The 19,208-nt window shown below is 69.4% G+C and carries 14 protein-coding genes; 10 read left to right on the top strand and 4 right to left on the bottom strand.

The window, feature by feature from the left end; all coding sequences use genetic code 11:
• A complete protein-coding gene (locus DMC64_RS33145) occupies positions 1–921 on the top strand; it encodes an ABC transporter permease subunit (RefSeq protein ID WP_125736710.1) in 921 nt (306 codons plus the stop codon).
• Positions 922–941: 20 nt separating this feature from the next.
• Here the strand turns inward: DMC64_RS33145 and asnB are convergent, their stop codons facing one another.
• Positions 942–2,774, bottom strand: coding sequence for an asparagine synthase (glutamine-hydrolyzing) (gene asnB, locus DMC64_RS33140; RefSeq protein WP_125736709.1), 1,833 nt, complete (start codon positions 2,772–2,774; stop codon positions 942–944).
• A 344-nt stretch (positions 2,775–3,118) separates the two neighbouring features.
• Between asnB and kdpF the strand changes: the two genes are divergently transcribed.
• From kdpF to smc, 9 genes are all read left to right on the top strand, one after another.
• Positions 3,119–3,220, top strand: coding sequence for a K(+)-transporting ATPase subunit F (gene kdpF, locus DMC64_RS33135; RefSeq protein ID WP_020630647.1), 102 nt, complete (start codon positions 3,119–3,121; stop codon positions 3,218–3,220).
• The gene (gene kdpA, locus DMC64_RS33130; protein WP_125736708.1) at positions 3,220–4,881 is read left to right on the top strand and encodes a potassium-transporting ATPase subunit KdpA; all 1,662 of its coding nucleotides are present in this window, start codon (positions 3,220–3,222) and stop codon (positions 4,879–4,881) included. Before kdpF ends, kdpA begins: the two co-directional genes overlap by 1 nt.
• Positions 4,878–6,971, top strand: a complete 2,094-nt coding sequence (gene kdpB / locus DMC64_RS33125) for a potassium-transporting ATPase subunit KdpB (protein ID WP_125736707.1) — start codon at positions 4,878–4,880, stop codon at positions 6,969–6,971. The genes kdpA and kdpB overlap by 4 nt, the downstream gene beginning before the upstream one ends.
• A 4-nt stretch (positions 6,972–6,975) precedes the next feature.
• Positions 6,976–7,587 carry a potassium-transporting ATPase subunit C gene (locus tag DMC64_RS33120; protein ID WP_125736706.1) on the top strand — a complete coding sequence of 204 codons (612 nt, stop codon included), beginning with the start codon at positions 6,976–6,978 and terminating at the stop codon, positions 7,585–7,587.
• A 5-nt stretch (positions 7,588–7,592) separates the two neighbouring features.
• The gene (locus DMC64_RS33115; protein WP_052120825.1) at positions 7,593–10,178 is read left to right on the top strand and encodes a sensor histidine kinase KdpD; all 2,586 of its coding nucleotides are present in this window, start codon (positions 7,593–7,595) and stop codon (positions 10,176–10,178) included.
• Positions 10,175–10,876, top strand: a complete 702-nt coding sequence (locus DMC64_RS33110) for a response regulator (RefSeq protein WP_037342241.1) — start codon at positions 10,175–10,177, stop codon at positions 10,874–10,876. Before DMC64_RS33115 ends, DMC64_RS33110 begins: the two co-directional genes overlap by 4 nt.
• 184 nt (positions 10,877–11,060) lie before the next feature.
• The gene (locus DMC64_RS33105) at positions 11,061–11,576 is read left to right on the top strand and encodes a hypothetical protein (RefSeq protein WP_125736705.1); all 516 of its coding nucleotides are present in this window, start codon (positions 11,061–11,063) and stop codon (positions 11,574–11,576) included.
• A 253-nt stretch (positions 11,577–11,829) separates the two neighbouring features.
• Positions 11,830–12,117: an acylphosphatase gene (locus DMC64_RS33100; protein ID WP_043848306.1), complete on the top strand. Its 288-nt coding sequence runs from the start codon at positions 11,830–11,832 to the stop codon at positions 12,115–12,117.
• Positions 12,118–12,205: 88 nt separating this feature from the next.
• Positions 12,206–15,805, top strand: a complete 3,600-nt coding sequence (gene smc / locus DMC64_RS33095) for a chromosome segregation protein SMC (RefSeq protein ID WP_125736704.1) — start codon at positions 12,206–12,208, stop codon at positions 15,803–15,805.
• Positions 15,806–15,808: 3 nt separating this feature from the next.
• On the opposite strand, the gene DMC64_RS33090 is transcribed toward smc, so the two are convergent.
• From DMC64_RS33090 to DMC64_RS33080, 3 genes are all read right to left on the bottom strand, one after another.
• Complete coding sequence (locus tag DMC64_RS33090; protein WP_125736703.1) at positions 15,809–16,312, bottom strand: DUF3455 domain-containing protein; 504 nt, start codon at positions 16,310–16,312, stop codon at positions 15,809–15,811.
• Between the two features lie 90 nt (positions 16,313–16,402).
• Entirely contained in the window at positions 16,403–17,986 is a 1,584-nt protein-coding gene (locus DMC64_RS33085) for a sodium:solute symporter (RefSeq protein ID WP_037342249.1), read from the bottom strand.
• Between the two features lie 9 nt (positions 17,987–17,995).
• Positions 17,996–19,204, bottom strand: coding sequence for an anhydro-N-acetylmuramic acid kinase (locus DMC64_RS33080; RefSeq protein WP_125736702.1), 1,209 nt, complete (start codon positions 19,202–19,204; stop codon positions 17,996–17,998).
• Positions 19,205–19,208 lie beyond the last annotated feature (4 nt).

Here is a 19,208-nt window from a genome sequence, read left to right as displayed (position 1 = left end):
TTGCTTTGGCTCACCTGGCGGCAGCACCGCACCCAGCTGTTCGTCACCCTCGGGTTCCTCGCCGTGATCGGCGGGATCCTGCTCCTGTCCGGACAAGCCGCGCTCGGTTCGGCGAGCGGCAAGATCGCCTCGTACTGCTACGGCGGCGGAGTGCCCTGCCGCGAGTACGACGCGGGGCTGGAAGACCTCTACCAGAAGATCTACCCGCTGATCGTGATCCTGCCGTTCGTCCCGTTGCTGGCGGGTGTCTTCTGGGGCGCGCCATTGCTCGCCAAGGAATACGAACGTGGCACGTATCAGCTCGTCTGGACGCAGTCGGTGAGCCGCGGGCGCTGGCTGGCCGCCAAGTTCGGCGTCCTCGCGGTGGCCGCGGCGCTCGCCGGGCTGGCTTCGGGACAGATGTTCGGCCGGTGGCTGGAGATCTTCCCCGGTAAGGCGGAGACGTTGAACGAGACGTCGTACTTCGGTGCCGTCGGCGTCGCGCCCGCTGCGTGGTGGTTGTTCGCGTTCGTCCTCGGTGCCGCGGCCGGGGTGCTGGTGCGCAAGACCGTACCCGCCATCGCGATCACGGCCGCGGTGTTCGTCGCGGCCTCGATCACCCTGATGCTCCTGCGGCCGCACTACGCCGAGCCGGTCCGGACGGTCGGCGTCGATCCCTCCACAAAGGACGGATTGATCGTGCGGGCGGGCCGGGTCGCGCCGGACGGCAGGGAGCTGCGCCTGCTCGACGAGGTGCCCGAATGCCCGCGCGGCAAGGGAATGAACGCCTGTGTCGAGGCGGCGGGCTACCGGGACTTCACCGTCTACCAGCCCGCCGGCCGGTTCTGGCGGTTCCAGTGGACCGAGGCGGGCATCCTGCTCGCCGCGACCGCGGTGCTCGGGGGTGTCGCGGTAGGGGGCACGGTCCGCCGCCGTCGCTGAGACGGCGGCGGACCGAGACCTCAGTCCAGCTGCAGTTCGGGCCGGTACAGGTCGAACCAGTGGTAGAGGTCCAGCGCCCGATCGATGCCGGAGCGCTGGGCCGAGGACATCGTCACCGGGGCCACTTCGGACACCCGGTGCAGCCAGTCGCGGTCGACCAGCTCGAACACCGGGTTGTCCCGTTCGGTCAGGGCCTCCTTGGCCTGCTGCTGCAACGCGGCCGCGTAGCCGGGGTCCTGAGTGGACGGATACGGGCTCTTGACCCGGTCCCGCACCGAGGCGGGGAGCACGTGTTCGGTCGCGTGCCGCAGCAGGCTCTTCTCCCTGCCGTCGAACGTCTTCAGCGACCAAGGCGTGTTGTAGACGTACTCGACGAGACGGTGGTCGCAGAACGGCACGCGCACTTCGAGCCCGACCGCCATCGACGCCCGGTCCTTGCGGTCCAGCAGCATCCGCACGAACCGGCTCAGGTGCAGGTTGCAGACCGTGCGCATCTTGCGGTCCTGCTCGCTTTCGCCGTCGAGGTGCTCGACCTGGGCGACGGCGGTGGCGTACTGGTCGGCGATGTAGCCGGGCAGGTCCAGCTTCTTCTGGACCTCGCCGCGCAGGAGGGCGCCCCGCTCGCTGGTGAGCCCCATCCGGAAGGCGAGCCAGGGGAACGTCCCCGAGTTCACCGCGGCCTCGTCGTGGAACCAGCGGTACCCGCCGAAGACCTCGTCGGCGGATTCGCCGGACAGCGCCACGGTCGACTCCGCGCGGATCGCCTTGAACAGCAGGTACAGCGACGTGTCCATGTCGCCGAGCCCGGCCGGGATGTCCCGCGCGGTCAGCACCTTGCGGCGGACCTCCGGGTCGCTGAGCTCGGCCGGGTTCAGCACGACGTCCTTGTGGTCGGAGCCGACCAGCTGCGCGACGTCGCGGATGAAGGGCGAGTCCGGGGTGTCGCGCACCTCGTCCGGTTTGAAGTTCTCCTCCTGGCCCTGGAAATCGACGGAGAACGTGCGCAGCCGCTCGCCCTGTTCGGCCAGCCGCGCCGCGGCGAGACCGGTGACGGCGCTGGAGTCGAGCCCGCCCGAGAGCAGGACGCAGCGGGGCACGTCGGCGATCAGCTGACGGTGCACGATGTCCGTCATCAGCTCGCGGACCCGCTCGACCGTGGTCTCCTGGTCGTCCGTGTGCTGCTTCGCGTCGAGCTTCCAGTACGTCCGCGTGCGGATCCCGGAGCGGTCGACGGTGACGATCGTGCCCGGGCCGACCTCGTGCATGCCCTTCCACAGCGACCAGCCCGGGGTTTTGGTCATGGCCATCAGCTCGCGCAGGCCGTCGGTGTCGACCACCTTGCGCGCCAAGGGATTCGCGAGGATCGCCTTCGGCTCGGAACCGAAGAGGACGCCGTCGCGGGTCGGGTAGTAGTAGAACGGCTTGATGCCCATGCGATCGCGGATCATCACGAGCTTCTCGTCGCGCTCGTCCCAGATCGCGAAGGCGTACATGCCGTTGAGGTGGTCGACGACCTCGTCGCCCCACTCCAGATAGCCGTGGAGCACGACCTCGGTGTCGCTGTCGGTCTCGAACTTGTGGCCCCGCTTGAGAAGTTCCTCGCGCAGCTCGGTGAAGTTGTACGCCTCACCGCTGTAGACCATCGCGGCCAGCCCGGCCTCGGCCATCGGCTGCCTGCCGCCCGGCAGGTCGATGATCGCCAGCCGCCGGTGGCCCAGTGCGACGTTCGGCCGGACCCAGGTGCCCGAGTCGTCCGGTCCGCGGCACACCATCGTCTCGGTCATCGCGTCGACGACCTCGCGACGTCGTGTCAGATCCGTGTCATAGGAGACCCACCCTGCGATTCCGCACATCGCTACCTCCTGGTGATTAGTTAGCGCATACAACTATCCGTAACACTGGTGTAACACGGTTCGCGCGGCTTGTCTGCCCGAATTGCACGCTCCGTCCGCAGTGCGTCACGGTCTGTGGGGCACGTCACCGGGCATCAAGAAGTCGTAAAGGCACCCGATCGGGGCATCAAGAGGCCGTCAGTCCGTCGCCGGAAGCGCCGTGACCTGGCGCAGTGTTGCGAGGTCCTGGTCGCCGATGGGGTGACCTGTCCTGAGAGGTGCCTAGTGGCCGACTTGCTCTACGCCGTGCTCCTGATCGGCGTATTCGTGGTTCTCGCCCTGACCCTTCGCGGTCTGGAAAAGCTGTGACCGGCACGGGGACCGTGGCCAACGTCGTCGGCGGACTGCTGGCGCTGGGGCTGATCGTCTATTTGTTCATCGCACTGGTCAGGCCGGAGAAATTCTGATGTCAGACACGATGGCCGGCCTCCTGCAGGCCGGCCTCCTCCTCGTCGCGCTCGCCGTGGTCTACCGGCCACTGGGCGATTACATGGCGCGCGTCTTCTCGACGGAGAAGCACACCAAGGCCGAACGCGGCCTATACCGCTTGTTCCGGGTGAACCCCGGATCGGAACAGCACTGGAAGACCTACGCGTCCGCCGTGATCGGCTTCTCGTTCGTCTCCGTCGTCTTCCTGTACCTGCTTCAACGGCTCCAAGCGATCCTGCCGTGGAGCCTCGGCAAGGAACCGGTCTCGCCGGCGGTCGCCTTCAACACCGCCGTCAGCTTCGTGACCAACACGAACTGGCAGTCCTACAGTCCCGAAGCGACCATGGGTCACTTCGTGCAGATGGCCGGCCTGACCGTGCAGAACTTCCTGTCCGCCGCCGTCGGCCTTTCGGTCGCCATCGCGGTCGTCCGCGGTTTCGTCCGCTCGAAGACCGACCGCCTCGGCAACTTCTGGGTGGACCTGACGCGCGGCACGATCCGGATCCTGCTCCCGATCGCGTTCGTGGCGGCGATCGCGCTGATCGCGCTCGGCGTCGTGCAGAGCCTCAAGAGCGGCGTCGACGTCCTGAACCCGGACGGCAGCACGAGCAAGATCGCGCTCGCGCCCGCCGCGAGCCAGGAGGCGATCAAGGAACTCGGCACCAACGGCGGCGGCATCTTCAACGCCAACTCCGCGCACCCGTTCGAGAACCCGAACGCCTGGACCAACCTGATCGAGATCTTCCTGATCCTGGTCATCCCGGTCTCGCTGACCCGCACCTTCGGCAAACTCGTCGGCAACACGCGGCAGGGTTACGTCCTGCTTTCGGTGATGGCCGGGCTGTTCACCGCGATGCTCGCGGTCACCTGGCTGTCCGAGGCCAACGCGAGCGGGCCCGCCTCGCTGGCCGCCGGGGCGAACCTGGAGGGCAAGGAACAGCGGTTCGGCATCGGCCTGAGTTCGCTGTTCGCCAACGCCACCACCGGCACGTCGACCGGCGCGGTCAACGGCGCGCACGACAGCTACAGCGGGCTCGGCGGCGGAGGCGCGCTGCTCAACATGCTGCTGGGCGAGATCTCGCCGGGCGGGGTGGGCACCGGTCTGTACGGCATCCTCGTGATGGCGGTGATCGCGATGTTCCTCGCCGGGCTGATGGTCGGCCGGACGCCGGAGTACCTGGGGAAGAAGCTCGGCAAACGCGAGGTCACCTGCGCGGCCGTCTCCATGCTGGCGATGCCGACCGTGGTCCTGCTCGGCTCCGGTGTCGCGCTGATGCTGGCCGACACCCCGGCCGCCATGACGAACTCGGGCGCGCACGGCCTTTCCGAAGTCCTGTACGCCTACGCCTCGGCGGGCAACAACAACGGCAGCGCGTTCGGCGGACTCACCGTGACGAACGACTGGTTCCAGTCCTCGCTGTCGGTGGCGATGCTGCTCGGCCGGTTCGTCCCGATCCTCGCCGTGCTGTGTCTCGCCGGATCCCTCGCCTCCCAGCGGAAGGTTCCGGAGACCGCCGGCACGCTGCCCACCACCGGGCCGCTCTTCGGCACGATGCTCGCGGGCACGATCGTGCTCGTCGCGGCCCTCACCTTCATCCCGGCGCTCGCGCTCGGGCCCATCGCAGAGGCACTCGCATGACCATGACTCAAGAACGCACCCCGGAGGAGATCTCCCAGCACCACGTGGAGAACACCGGCCGGGTCGGCGCGGGGATCTTCAGCCCGCGTCAGCTGCTGACCTCGCTCCCGGAGGCGCTGCGCAAGCTCAACCCCAAGCACCAGCTCGGCAACCCGGTCATGTTCGTGGTGTGGATCGGCTCGGCGCTGACCACGGTCTTCGCGATCACCGACCCGAGTGTGTTCACCATCCTCATCACGATCTGGCTGTGGTTCACCGTCCTGTTCGCGAACCTCGCCGAGGCCGTCGCTGAGGGCCGTGGCAAGGCGCAGGCGGAAACCCTGCGGCGCAGCAAGAAGGAGACCGTCGCGCGCCGCCTGACCGAGGACGGCGACGAGGAGACCGTGCCGGGCGCCGACCTGCGCGTCGGTGACCTGGTGGTCGTCGAGGCCGGACAGGTCATCCCGGGTGACGGCGACGTCGTCGAGGGCATCGCGACCGTCGACGAATCGGCCATCACCGGCGAGTCGGCCCCGGTCATCCGCGAATCGGGCGGCGACCGGTGCGCGGTCACCGGCGGCACCACGGTGCTTTCCGACCGCGTCGTCGTGAAGATCACCACCAAACCCGGCGAGTCCTTTGTGGACCGCATGATCGCCTTGGTGGAGGGCGCTTCCCGGCAGAAGACGCCGAACGAGATCGCGCTGACGATCCTGCTCTCGACGCTCACGATCATCTTCCTGCTCGCCGTCGTGGCGCTGCAGCCGATGGCGGGCTACTCGGGCAGTCAGCAGTCGGTGATCGTGCTGACCGCGTTGCTGGTCTGCCTGATCCCGACGACGATCGGCGCGCTGCTGTCCGCGATCGGCATCGCGGGCATGGACCGGCTGGTGCAGCGCAACGTCCTCGCCACGAGCGGTCGCGCGGTGGAGGCCGCGGGCGACGTCTCGACGCTGCTGCTGGACAAGACCGGCACGATCACCTTCGGCAACCGCAAGGCCACCGAGCTGATCCCGGTCGGCGAGTCCACTGTGGACGAAATCGCCAAGGCGGCGCGCCTCTCCAGCCTCGCCGACGGCACGCCGGAGGGCCGCAGCATCGTCGAGCTCGTCGCGAGGGAGCACGGGCTCGCGGAGACCGCGTCCGCCGACGAGAAGCTCGCGGACTTCGTCGAGTTCACCGCGCAGACCCGGATGAGCGGTATCGACATCGGCGGACGGCAGGTCCGCAAGGGTGCCACCGCGGCCGTCCGGGAATGGGTCCGCGAACGCGGCGGCGACATGCCGGACGAGACCGAAAGCGTCGTCGACGAGATCAGCCAGCAGGGCGGGACCCCGCTGGTGGTCGCGGAGTACGACGGCGCGAAAGCGTTCGTGCGCGGCGTGATCCGGCTGTCCGATGTGGTCAAACCCGGGATGAAGGAGCGGTTCGTCCAGCTCCGCTCGATGGGGATCAAGACCGTCATGATCACCGGGGACAACCCGCTCACCGCCAAGGCCATCGCGCGGGACGCGGGCGTCGACGACTACCTCGCCGAGGCCAAACCCGAAGACAAGATGGCGCTGATCAAGAAGGAGCAGGAGGGCGGGCGGCTGGTCGCGATGACCGGCGACGGCACCAACGACGCCCCCGCGCTCGCGCAGTCCGACGTCGGCGTCGCGATGAACACCGGGACCTCCGCCGCCAAGGAGGCGGGGAACATGGTGGACCTCGACTCCGATCCGACGAAACTGATCGAGATCGTGGAGATCGGCAAGCAGTTGCTGATCACCCGCGGCGCGCTGACCACTTTCAGCGTCGCCAACGACCTCGCGAAGTACTTCGCGATCCTGCCCGCGATGTTCACCGGCATCTTCGCCCAGCTCGGCGCGCTCAACGTCATGCAGCTCGCGACGCCGAAGTCGGCGATCCTGTCGGCGGTCATCTTCAACGCCCTGATCATCGTCGGGCTGATCCCGCTCGCCCTGCGCGGCGTCCGGTACAAACCGTCCTCGGCCTCGGCGCTGCTGCGCCGGAACCTGCTGGTCTACGGCCTTGGCGGCATCGTCAGCCCGTTCCTCGGGATCTGGCTGATCGATCTGCTCGTCCGTCTCATCCCTGGAATCGGGTGACCTAGTGAAACCGTTGTTCAAACAGACCCTCGCCGGGCTGCGGGTCCTGCTCGTCTTCACCGTCCTCCTGGGTGTCGTCTACCCGCTCGGCGTGTGGGCGGTCTCCCGCATCCCCGGTCTCGAAGGCAACGCCGAGGGCTCGGTCATCAGCCAGGACGGGCAGGCCGTCGGCTCGTCGCTGATCGGCGTCGACCCGGTCGCGGCGGACCCCGCCAAGGACCCGTGGTTCCACAACCGCCCGTCCGCGGGCTCGAAGGACGTCCTCGGCCCCGGCGACCCGTCGTCGTCCGGTCCGTCGAACAAGGGCCCGTACAACGAGGACCTGGTCGCCGCGATCGGCGAACGCAAGAAGCTCATCGCCGCCCGCGAAGGTGTCCAGGAGTCGCAGGTGCCGCCCGACGCGGTGACGGCGTCGGGATCGGGGATGGACCCGGCGATCAGCGTCGCCTACGCCGACCTCCAGATCCCGCGAGTGGCCAGGAACACGGGCCTGTCCGAGGAGAAGGTCCGGCAGCTCGTCGCGGAGAACACGAGCGGCGCCGGGATCGGTGTGCCGGGCGTCAATGTGCTGAAGGTCAACTTGGCCGTGCGCGACGCGGCCGGAGGAGCACACTGACAGACGTGGACGAGAACACGACCAAGCCGCGCCGGGGTGAGCTGAGGATCTACCTCGGCGCGGCCCCGGGCGTCGGCAAGACCTACGCGATGCTCGGCGAGGCGCGACGCCGCCTCGACCGGGGCACCGACGTGGTCATCGGCCTGGTCGAGACGCACGGCCGGAAGAAGACCGCGGAGCTCGTCGAAGGACTGGAGATCGTGCCACGCCGCCGGTCCGCGCACCGGGACCGCGAGTTCGAGGAGATGGATCTCGACGCGCTGCTCGCCCGCGCCCCCGAGGTCGCGGTGGTCGACGAACTCGCGCACACCAACGTGCCCGGTTCGCGCAACGAGAAGCGCTGGCAGGACATCGACGAACTGCTCGCCGCCGGGATCGACGTCCTCTCCACGGTCAACGTGCAGCATCTGCAGAGCCTCAACGACGTCGTCGAGCGGATCACCGGCGTCACCCAGCAGGAGACGGTGCCCGACGAGGTCGTGCGGCGGGCCGAGCAGCTGGAGCTGGTCGACATCACGCCCGAGGCGTTGCGGCGGCGCCTGGCGCACGGCAACGTGTACCCGGCCGAGCGGATCGACGCGGCGCTGGGCAACTACTTCCGGCCCGGCAACCTCACCGCGCTGCGTGAGCTCGCGCTGCTGTGGGTCGCCGACCAGGTCGACGTCGCGCTGCAGCGGTACCGGGCCGAGCAGAAGATCACCGACACGTGGGAAGCACGCGAACGGGTGGTCGTGTCCATCACCGGCGGCCCGGAGAGCGAGACGCTGATCCGCCGCGCGAGCCGTATCGCGAACCGCGCGGGCGCCGAACTGCAGGTGCTGCACATCCTGCGCGGCGACGGGCTCGCCGGGATGGGGCCGACGGCGGTCGGCAAGTACCGGAAACTGGCCGAAGAGGTCGGTGCGACCTTCCACACCGTCGTCGGCGACGACGTGCCGACCGCGCTGCTCGACTTCGCGCAGGGCGTGAACGCGACCCAGCTGGTCGTCGGGACCTCACGCCGGTCACGCGTGGCGCGGCTGTTCGACGAAGGCATCGGCGCCGCCGTGGTCCAGCGGTCCGGCCCGATCGACGTCCACATGGTCACGCACGCCCAAGCGGGCGGACGGCTGCGCGCCCGGTTCAACCGCAGCCCGCTCACCCCTTCGCGGCGGCTGACCGGCTGGGTGCTATCGCTGGTGCTGCCCGCGTTGGCGACGCTGGTCGGTGTCCTGCTGCGGGATCACCTCGACTTCTCCACCGACGTGGTCGACTACGTCCTCGCGACGGTGCTGGTCGCGCTCGCGGGCGGGCTCGGGCCCGCGCTGCTCGCGGCGGTGGTCTCGGCCGGGCTGCTGAACTTCTTCTTCACCCCGCCGCTGTACACCCTGACCGTCCACGAACCGCGCAACGTGATCACGCTGGTCGCGATGGTGCTGGTGGCGATCCTCGTCGCGGCGGTCGTCGACACCGCCGCCCGGCGCGCGACGCAGGCCGCGCGGGCGCGGACCGAGGCGGCGCTGCTGGCGTCGTACGCGCGGACCGTGCTCACGCACACCAACCCGATCGAGCGGCTGCTGGAGAAGGTCCGCGAGAACTTCGGGATGACTTCGGTGACCCTGCTGGAAAAACGGGACGGGAAGTGGAAGCGCGTGGCGAACGCCGGCACGGATCCCTGCGCCGACCCGGATCAGGCCGACGCCGACATCGCCGTCACCGCCGACGTCCACCTGACGCTGCGGGGCCGCGCGCTGCCCGCGTCGGACCGGGGAGTGCTGGAAGCCGTGGCAGGCCAGGCGTTGCTGGCGTTGCGGCAGCAGCGGACGGCGAAGGCGGCCATCCGGGCCGAACGCAAGGCCGAGGCGACCGAACTCCGCACGGCGTTGCTGTCGGCCGTGGGACACGATCTCCGCACCCCGCTGACGTCCATCAAGGCGTCCATCGGCAGCCTGCGCGCGACCGACATCTCACTGTCCGAAGAGGACACCGACGAGCTGCTCGAAGCGATCGAGGAATCGGCGGACCGGCTCGCCGGGCTGATCGACAACCTGCTCGACTCCTCGCGGCTGGCCACCGGTGCCGTACGCCCGCACCTGCGCCCCGTGGGCTACGACGAGGTCGTCTCGCACGCTTTGTCCAATGTGGACAACTCGGATTCGGTCGTGGTCGCGATCGACTCGCGGCTGCCGTCGGTGTGCGCCGACCCCGGCCTGCTGGAACGGGTGGTGGCGAACGTGATCGACAACGCCCTGCGCCACGGCGCGTCCGGCGAACCGGTCTCGGCGCGGGCCAGCACGCATTCCGAACACGTCGAACTGCGTATCGTCGACCACGGGCGCGGGCTCAAGAAGGGCACCGCGGATTCGGCTTTCGCGCCGTTCCAACGGCTCGGGGGAGACCGGGACAGCGTGCCCGGCGTGGGACTGGGGCTGTCGGTCGCCAAGGGGTTCACCGAGGCGATGGGCGGGCGGATCCGGGCGGAGGACACGCCCGGCGGCGGGCTCACCGTCGTCATCTCGCTGCCCGCATATGTTGGTCAGGATCCGGAAAAGAGCCTCCTCGCTTTCGACGACGAGGGCCTCGAGAACGAAGAGGAGGAGCGAGTGCGATGAGCGCAGACAACGCGTCGGCGACCGTGCTGGTCGTCGACGACGAACCGCAGATCGTGCGAGCCCTGCGGATCAACCTGTCCGCCCGCGGCTACAAGGTGATCACCGCGCACGACGGGACGGCCGCGCTGAAGGCCGTCGCCGAGACCAAACCCGACGTCGTCGTGCTCGACCTCGGCCTGCCCGATCTCGACGGCACCGAGGTCATCGCCGGGCTCCGCGGCTGGACGACGGTGCCGATCATCGTGCTGTCCGCCCGCGGCGACTCGGCCGACAAGGTGCAGGCCCTCGACGCCGGCGCCGACGACTACGTCACCAAACCCTTCGGCATGGACGAACTGCTCGCGCGGCTCCGCGCCGCCGTCCGTCGGTCGGCCACGTCCAGTGTGGACGGTGCGGACGCGGTGGTGGACACGGGATCCTTCCGCATCGACCTCGCGGCAAAGAAGGTGCGCCGGGACGGCAAGGAAGTGCATCTCACCAAAACCGAATGGGGTGTGCTGGAGCTGCTGGTGCGCAACCGCGGCCGTCTGGTGGCGCAGAAGCAGCTGCTGCACGAGGTGTGGGGGCCGACGTACGAGACGGAGTCGCACTACCTGCGGGTGTATCTGGCGCAGTTGCGGCGAAAACTGGAGCCGGAACCCTCGCGGCCGCGGCACCTGCTGACGGAACCGGGGATGGGGTACCGCTTCGAAATGTGATCCCTCGGGGTCCCGGATGTCATGAAAGGGCCGTTCAGGACGTTTTTCGTCCTGAACGGCCCTTTCATGACACGCGGACGGCACCCCCGAACGCTATGAACGGGACGTTCCTTGCAAATTTGGCAAGGAACGTCCCGTTCATGGCACGCGGGAGGCTTACTGGGCGCTGCTCGTCGAGGTGTCGGTGCCGGAGGTGCTGGACCGCCCCGGAGTCGACTCGCTGGGGGCGCCACTGGAGCTGGAGCCGCCACCTGTGGTGGTGGTCGTCGGGCTCCCTGTCGAGGTTTCCGGCGGAGTGCTCGGCGGAGTAGTCGTCGGCTTCGACGAGCTCGGCTTGGTCGGCGTCGTCGGCGGCAGCACCGTACGCGTCGGCTCACCTCCGCCCGGGGTCGTCGCAGGCGGCGGGGGCGGGGCGACGACGCTCGTCGTCTCCTTGCCGTCCGGGCCGACCGACGTCACCGTGGTCGGCGGCGCCGTCGAGCTGGACGGCGCGCCGGGGGTCGGCGAGCCGCTGACGGTCATCGGGCCGCCGGGGACGGCGTTGCCCGGCACCAGCTGGACGCCGGCGGGGGCGACGCCCTGCCCGCCGCCGGGGATTCCGGTGCCGCCCGCGGTGGCGGACACGCCGGGACCGGCGAGTTCGGCGATCGCGGCGAAGGCCGTCGCCACCACGAGGCCGCTGACGCCGAGTACGGCGTAGCCTGCGCGGTTGAGCTTGCCGGTGGCGCCGTGCGGGGGCGCCACGGACACGCGTGCGCTCGAATCAGACCCGTCGGGACGGGGCATGTGCTGGCTCCTCGGATGGGGGGCTTCGGGGAGTTCGGCTACCCGGGCGAGGTAGCCCGAAGTGGGGACCCGGCGCGGAGATTATCACCGCCGCTTCACCGTCTGCGAACTACAGCGAGCGTCGTGTTCACCCTCCGCGTTCATCCACATGGTGCACGATAGGGGTCGTGAGTGAAGAAGTAACACACATCAGGTTGACCGCGTGGGTGCACGGACGGGTGCAGGGTGTCGGTTTCCGCTGGTGGACCCGCAGCAGGGCGCTTGAGCTGGGGTTGGTCGGCAGCGCGGGCAATCTGGCCGACGGGCGTGTCGAGGTGGTGGCGGAGGGTGATCGTGAACACTGTGAGCGGCTTTTGGCGGCTTTGCGCTCCGGGGAATCACCCGGAAGTGTGGACCACGTCGTCGAACGCTGGTCGCCCGCGAAGGGCGGGCTCCGCGGGTTCGTGGAGCGCTGAGGCCCCGCGTCCCACGATCACCGTGAGCACACAGGTAGCCTGGGCCGATTGAACGACCGGTTCCCGCAGCCAGAGGGGTCAGCACGACGTGCACCTGAAGAGCCTGACGCTCAAGGGCTTCAAGTCCTTCGCCTCGGCGACGACGTTGCGTTTCGAGCCGGGCATCACCTGCGTGGTCGGACCGAACGGGTCCGGCAAGTCCAACGTCCTCGACGCGCTTCGCTGGGTCATGGGCACCCAGGGTGCGAAGGACCTTCGCGGCGGCAAGATGGAAGACGTCATCTTCGCCGGGACCGCCGGCCGTGCCCCGCTCGGGCGCGCCGAGGTCACCCTGACGATCGACAACGCCGACGGCGCGCTGCCGATCGAGTACTCCGAGGTCTCCATCACCCGCCGGATGTTCCGTGACGGCGCGAGCGAATACGAGATCAACGGCGACCGCTGCCGCCTGATGGACGTGCAGGAACTGCTGTCGGACTCCGGTATCGGCCGCGAGATGCACGTCATCGTCGGCCAGGGGCAGCTTTCGGCGATCCTCGAATCCAAGCCCGAGGAGCGCCGCGCCTTCATCGAAGAGGCCGCCGGTGTCCTCAAACACCGCAAGCGCAAGGAACAGACCCTGCGCAAGCTCGCGAACATGCAGGGCAACCTCGACCGGCTCGGCGACCTCACCACCGAGCTGCGCCGCCAGCTCAAACCGCTGGGCAAGCAGGCCGAGATCGCCCGCAAGGCGCAGTGGGTGCAGTCCGAACTGCGTGACGCCCGGCTGCGGCTGTTCGCCCACGACCTCGTCACCCAGCGTGCGGGCATCGCCAAGGAAGAGGCCGACGAACGCGTCGCCCGTCAGCGCCGCGCCGAGGTCGAGCAGGCGCTGGAGATCGTCGCCGCCGAGGAGGCCGAGCTCGAAGCGTCGCTCGCCGAGGACGCGCCGAAGCTGGCCGCGGCCCAGGAGACTTGGTACAAGCTGTCCGCGCTGACGGAGCGGCTGCGCGGCACGGTTCGCCTCGCGCTGGAGCGCCAGCGACACCTGTCGTCCGACGTGCAGCAGGCGAGCACCGGCCGCGACCCCGACGAGCTGCTGGCCGAGGCCGAGCAGGTCGCCGAGCGGGAGCAGGAGCTCAACGAAGCCGTCGCCGAGGCACGCCTGGTGCTTTCGGAGACCGTCCAGCGGCGTGAGCAGCTTGAACACCTCGTCCAGGCCGCCGAGCGCGCGCATATGGCCGCCGTCCGCGCGATCGCCGACCGCCGCGAAGGGCTCGCGAAGCTCACCGGGCAGGTCGAGGCGCTGCGCAGCAAGAACGGCGCGACCTCCGACGAGATCGACCGGCTCACCGTGTCGCTCGAAGAGGCCGCCGAGCGCGCGGAGATCGCCGTCGAGGAACTCGAAGAGGCCAAGGCCGAAGGCGGTGTCGAGGAGTCCGACGACCTCGACCTGCAGGCCCACCACGATCGCGCCGTGGAAGCCAACAACGCCGCCAAGGCCCGCGTCGAAGAGCTGGTCAAGGCCGAGCGGGCCGCCGAACGCGAGATCGCGTCGGAGAAGGCGCGCGTCGAGGCGCTGTCGATGGGCTTGCGGCGCAAGGACGGCGCCGGCGCACTGCTCGGCGCGCAGCACGAACTGCCGGGCCTGCTCGGCTCGGTCGCGGCGCTGCTCACCGTCGAAGCCGGACACGAGGTCGCGCTGGCCGCCGCGCTCGGCCCGGTCGCCGACGCGGTCGCGGTCAACGGCGGCGCCGACGCGCTCGCCGCGCTGAAGTTCTTGAAGGACAACGATTCCGGCCGGGCGGGCATTCTGCTCGGCGGCCCGGAATCCACTGTGGACACCAGTACCTGGCCGTCGCTGCCCGAGGGCGCGCGCTGGGCGCGTGAAGTGGTCACGGCGCCGCCCGCGTTGCGTTCCGCCGTCGAGCACGCGCTCGACCGGGTGGCCATTGTGGACGGTCTGGAATCCGCGCGCCGTCTCGTCGAGGTGTACCCCGAGGTCAGCACGGTCACGCCCGAGGGCGATGTCTTCGGCGCGCGCTGGGCGGTCGGCGGTTCGGCTCGCAGCGAGAGTGTCATCGAGGTGCAGGCCGCGGTCGACGAGGCGGGCGACCGGCTGAACGCCGCCGAGCGCGCGCTGGAACGCACCGCCGCGGAGCTCGAAGGCGCCCGCGCAGGGCAGGCCGCCCGGCGCGAAGAGGTCGGCAGGGCCAAGGAAGCGCTCGGCGACGCGAAGGTCCGCAAGGCCCGCTCTTCCGAGCGGCTGAACCGGCTGCAGCAGGCCGCGCGTGCCGCACAGGCCGAAATGGACCGGCTGAGCAACCAGCGTGCCAAGGTCGAGCAGAGCCGCGAGCAGGCGCTGCAACAACTCGCCGAACTCGAAGAGCGGCTGGCCGCCGTCGCCGAACAGGAAGTCGACGAGGATCCGGACACCGCCGAGCGCGACCAGGCCGCCGAAGACCTCGGCACGGTCCGCCAGGAGGAGATGGAGTCCCGGCTCGCGCTGCGCACCGCCGAGGAGCGCGCGCGGAGCATCCAGGGCAAGGCCGAATCGCTCCGCCGGGCCGCGCACGCCGAGCGGCAGGCCCGCGAACGGGCCGAAAAGTCCAGGGCCGCGCGGAAACGCGGCGCCGAGATCGCCAACGCTGTGGTCAATGGCGGCGAGATCGCGTTGGAGCGCATCGAGGTCTCCGTGCAGCGCGCCGCCCACGAACGGGACGAGGCGCAGGCGCAGCGGCAGTCGCGGGAGACCGCGCTGACCCAGGTCCGCAGCAAGGTCCGCGAGCTGACCGGCGAGTTGGAGAAGCTCACCGACGCCGTCCACCGCGACGAGGTGCTGCGCGCCGAGCAGCGGCTGCGGCTCGAACAGCTCGAAACCAAGATCGCCGAAGATTTCGGCATCGGCCTCGAGGACCTCGTCTCCGAGTACGGTCCGGACGTCCCCGTGCCGCCGAGCGCGGGGGAGATGGCCGAGTACGAGGCCGCCAAGGAACGCGGCGAGGACGTCACCCCGCCGCCGCCCATGCCGTTCGACCGCGACACCCAGGCCCGCCGGGCGAAGCGCGCGGAGAAGGACCTGAGCCTCCTGGGCAAGGTCAACCCGCTGGCGCTGGAGGAATTCGCGGCGCTGGAGGAGCGCTACAAGTTCCTCTCGACCCAGCTCGAAGACCTCAAGGACACCCGCAAGGACCTCGAAGCCGTCATCAAGCAGGTCGACGAAAAGATCCTCGAGGTGTTCGCGTCGGCGTACGAGGACGTCGCGCGCGAGTTCGAGACCGTGTTCGGCGTGCTGTTCCCGGGTGGCGAGGGGCGCATGGTGCTCACGCAGCCCAACGACCTGCTCTCCACCGGTGTCGACGTCGAAGCGCGCCCGCCGGGCAAGAAGGTCAAGCGGCTCTCGCTGCTCTCCGGTGGCGAGAAGTCGCTCGTCGCCGTCGGCATGCTGGTGGCGATCTTCCGCGCCCGGCCTTCGCCCTTCTACGTCATGGACGAGGTCGAGGCCGCGCTCGACGACACCAACATGCGACGGCTGATCGGGCTGCTGGAACAGCTGCGGGACTCTTCGCAGCTGATCATCATCACCCACCAGAAGCCGACCATGGAGATCGCTGACGCCCTGTACGGCGTTTCGATGCAGGGCGACGGCATCACCAAGGTGATCTCGCAGCGGCTACGAACGTCCGAAGAGGACCCGGTTCCCGCCTAGCGGTTACTTCGCGACCCAGAAGGCGTAGTCGGCCGAGTACCGGACGGCCGTCTGTGCGCCACTCGCGCATGTGCCCGCCGGAGCCAGCCCGCCGTGGGTGCGGAGCCGCTGGACGTAGGTGACCTTGCCGAAGATCCCGTCACCGCTGTTCAGGTTCGCCTTGAGCAGCAGTTCCGGCACCGCGTTCGGTCTCGGGTTGGACGCGCCGGGAACGGCCGCGGCCCCGACCGTGCTTCCGTCCACAGTGGACGTCCACACCGGACCCTTGCTGTGCAGTGCGATCGTCCGCCCGCGGTGGCTCAGCGTCGCGGCGGGCTGGATCAGCGCCCAGGTCCCGTTGGCGCAGCCGTAGATCTGGACGCCTTCGCCCCGGTAGGTGGCGATGCGCTTGTTCCCCTCCGGCACTTTGATCGCGTCCGGCACGCCGGTGCTCGTCGCGGCGTACGCGGTCGTGCCACCGCCGATCAGCAATGCGCCGACGGCGATGGCCAAGGTTGCTCGTTTCATCGTCTCTCCCTCTCCTCGCCCGCCGTCTTCGGGCGGGTCCCGAAGCCGACACGGAGGAAAGGGAGAGACGGTTCAGAACTGTGACTTAGGTCACACTTGCGAGGGTTCCTTCACGTCCGGTTCGGCCAGCGGGTCCACGCTCCCGTGCCGCAGCGAAAGCAGCCCGCCCACGACGAGCGTGATCACCACACCGCACAGCGTGTACCAGGGCCACGCCAGCGCCACCGTGTTCCCCGACGCCTTGCCGAAGTCGACGCCGATCAGGCTGCCGTCCGGTTTGTTGAACTTGACGCCCAGGATGATGAACGCCATCACGATCACCGTCGACACGAACGCCACGATCGCGTCCGCCTGCCTCGCCCGCTTGAACAGCAGGCCCAGCAGGAACGCGCCGAGCAGTGCGCCGTAGGTGTATCCGGTGATGCCGAGCGCCTGCACCACGATCGGATCGGCCGAGGTCTTGTTGGAGGAGGCGAAGAAACCCGCGCACAGGATCAGCGCGCCCGCCCAGACGATCGTCCAGATCCGGCCGTGCTTCAGTCGTTCGGCTTCCGGGAGTTCCCGGCCGATCACCCGTTCGTAGACGTCGGTCACCGTCGACGACGCCAGCGCGCCGAGCGACGAACTCAGTGCGGCGGCGAGGATCCCGGCGATCACGAACCCGGACAGGCCGCTCGGCAGGTCGTTCACGATGAAGTTCGCGAACAGCTCGTCCTTGTTGGCCAGCCCGAGGCCTTCCGGCTTCGGCTTGGTCGGGGCGAGGCCGTTGTAGAGCGCCCACAGCAGCACGCCGATGAACAGGAACAGCGCGAATTGCAGGAACACCACGAAACCGCTGGCCACCAACGCCTTCCGGGCGGCACGCAGATCGTTGGTGGACTGCAGGCGTTGCACGATCAGCTGATCGGAGCCGTGCGAGGCCATCGAAAGCACCGCGCCGCCGATCAGCGCGGTGAAGAACGCGTACTGCCCGGTGAGCATGTTCGAGGAGAAGTCGAAGATCTGGAACTTGTTCGCGTCGACGGCCTTGCCGAACCAGCCGTCCGGCAGCCTGCCGGAGATCGCCCAGATCACCACAACCGCGCCGAGGATGTACCAGAGCATCTGGATCGCGTCGACCCAGACGACCGCGCGGACCCCGCCGAAGAAGCTGTAGAGCACCATCGCGATGCCGAGCCCGACCACGATGGTCCAGTACGAGACGTTCAGGCCGTAGGCCGCCATCACCACCTTGATCGGGATCGCGGTGGCGAACAGCCGGATGCCGTCGGCCAGCGTGCGGGTGAGCAGGAAGGTCACCGACGCGGTGCCCTGCAGCCCGCTGCCGAAACGCTTGCCGAGGAAGGCGTACGCGGTGACCAGGTTGCCCGCCACGTAACGCGGCAACAGCACCATCGACACCACGATCCGGCCCGCGATGTACCCGATGGCCAGTGCGAGGTAGGTCATCCCGCCGTCGCCGGGGGTGGCGATGTAGGCCACCGTCGGCACGGAAAGCACGGTGAGGGTGGACGTCTCCGCGGAGACCACCGAAAGGCAGGCCACCCACCAGGAGATCTTGCCTTCACCGACGAAGTAGTCGGAGCCGGATTTCTGTTTGCCGCCGATCCAGACGCCCAGCAGGGGCATGCCGACCAGGAAAAGCCCGATGATCGCGAGGTCAAGTGCGCGCATCCATATCTCCTATCGCTCGCCGGTCTTCGCCGCTACCCGTAGCCGGGTCACGGTTGAGGTGTGCGGGGCGGGGAGCCGCAGGGGGCCCGCGCCCGGGGTGATGCTGCCGAGCAACCGGTGGCCGCGGGCGCCGGTCGCCGACGGGAGGTTCCCCGGGACGCCCGACCACGTCAGCCAGCCGAGCAGAATGGTCAGGTATGCCTCTTTGCCCGCGCGCGGCAGCCCGTGGTCGTCGCTGGTCTTCAGCGCCGTACCCGGCAGGTTCCTGGTGAGCGCGGCCATCAGCGCCGGGTTGTCGGCGCCGCCGCCGGAGACGATCAGCGTGGCGATGTCGTGGCGACGGCATTCCGCGGCGATCGTCACCGCGGTCAGTTCGGTCAGCGTCGCCAGGAGGTCTTCCGCGCCGACCGGCGGGAGTCCGTCCAGCGCCGCGTCGAGGTACGCGCCGTGGAACAGTTCCTTGCCGGTGGATTTCGGTGGCGCCGCCGCGTAGTACGGGTCGAGCAGGAGCTTCGCCAGCAGATCGGGCCGCACGGTGCCGCGCAGGGCGAGCGCGCCGTCGATGTCGGCACGACGGCCGGTGGCGCGGTGCGCGGCGATGTCCATGAGGGCGTTGCCGGGGCCGGTGTCGTAGGCCAGAACGGCACCGTCGGCGGGGACCACGGTGATGTTCGCGATCCCGCCGATGTTCAGCGCCGCGACCGGGCCGAGCGCGGCCATTTCCCGGAGCCACAACGCGTCCATCGTGCTGGCGAGCGGTGCGCCGTGCCCGCCGGCGGCGACGTCACGCACGCGGAGGTCGGCCACCACCGGCAGTCCGGTGCGTTCGGCGATCCACGCCGGATTCCCCAGTTGCAGGGTGCCGCGCGCGGTGCCGTCCTCGACCCAGTGGAACACCGTCTGGCCCAGGGAGGCGACGACGTCCGCTTCGCCGCCTGCCAGTTCCTCGACGCCGCGCGCGGCCGCCTCGGCGAAGGCCTGGCCCACGAGGGTGTCGAGTTTCGTGAGCTGCTCGGCGTCGCAGGGATTCGGCGGGAGCGCGGCGAGCAGGGCATCGCGGAGCGTTTCGGGATAAGGGACTTCGAGCTGGCCGAGCGGCGAGAGCACCACCGTGTCCCCGTCGGCGCGCAGTTCGGCGGCCGCCACGTCGATCCCGTCGATCGAGGTGCCGGAGATGAGCCCGATGACCCGGACCCCAGTGCCGGAGTGAACCGTCATTCGG

This window comes from Amycolatopsis sp. WAC 04197 (assembly GCF_003947475.1).
GTDB classification, from domain to species: domain Bacteria; phylum Actinomycetota; class Actinomycetes; order Mycobacteriales; family Pseudonocardiaceae; genus Amycolatopsis; species Amycolatopsis japonica.
This window is presented reverse-complemented; position numbering and strand designations above follow the sequence as displayed.

Coding starts and splice junctions, on each gene's coding strand:
- DMC64_RS33090 (WP_125736703.1), bottom strand. CDS start 16,312: ATGAAACGAGCAACCTTGGCCATCGCCGTCGGCGCATTGCTGATCGGC.
- DMC64_RS33085 (WP_037342249.1), bottom strand. CDS start 17,986: ATGCGCGCACTTGACCTCGCGATCATCGGGCTTTTCCTGGTCGGCATG.
- DMC64_RS33110 (WP_037342241.1), top strand. CDS start 10,175: ATGAGCGCAGACAACGCGTCGGCGACCGTGCTGGTCGTCGACGACGAA.
- asnB (WP_125736709.1), bottom strand. CDS start 2,774: ATGTGCGGAATCGCAGGGTGGGTCTCCTATGACACGGATCTGACACGA.
- kdpA (WP_125736708.1), top strand. CDS start 3,220: ATGTCAGACACGATGGCCGGCCTCCTGCAGGCCGGCCTCCTCCTCGTC.
- kdpB (WP_125736707.1), top strand. CDS start 4,878: ATGACCATGACTCAAGAACGCACCCCGGAGGAGATCTCCCAGCACCAC.
- DMC64_RS33080 (WP_125736702.1), bottom strand. CDS start 19,204: ATGACGGTTCACTCCGGCACTGGGGTCCGGGTCATCGGGCTCATCTCC.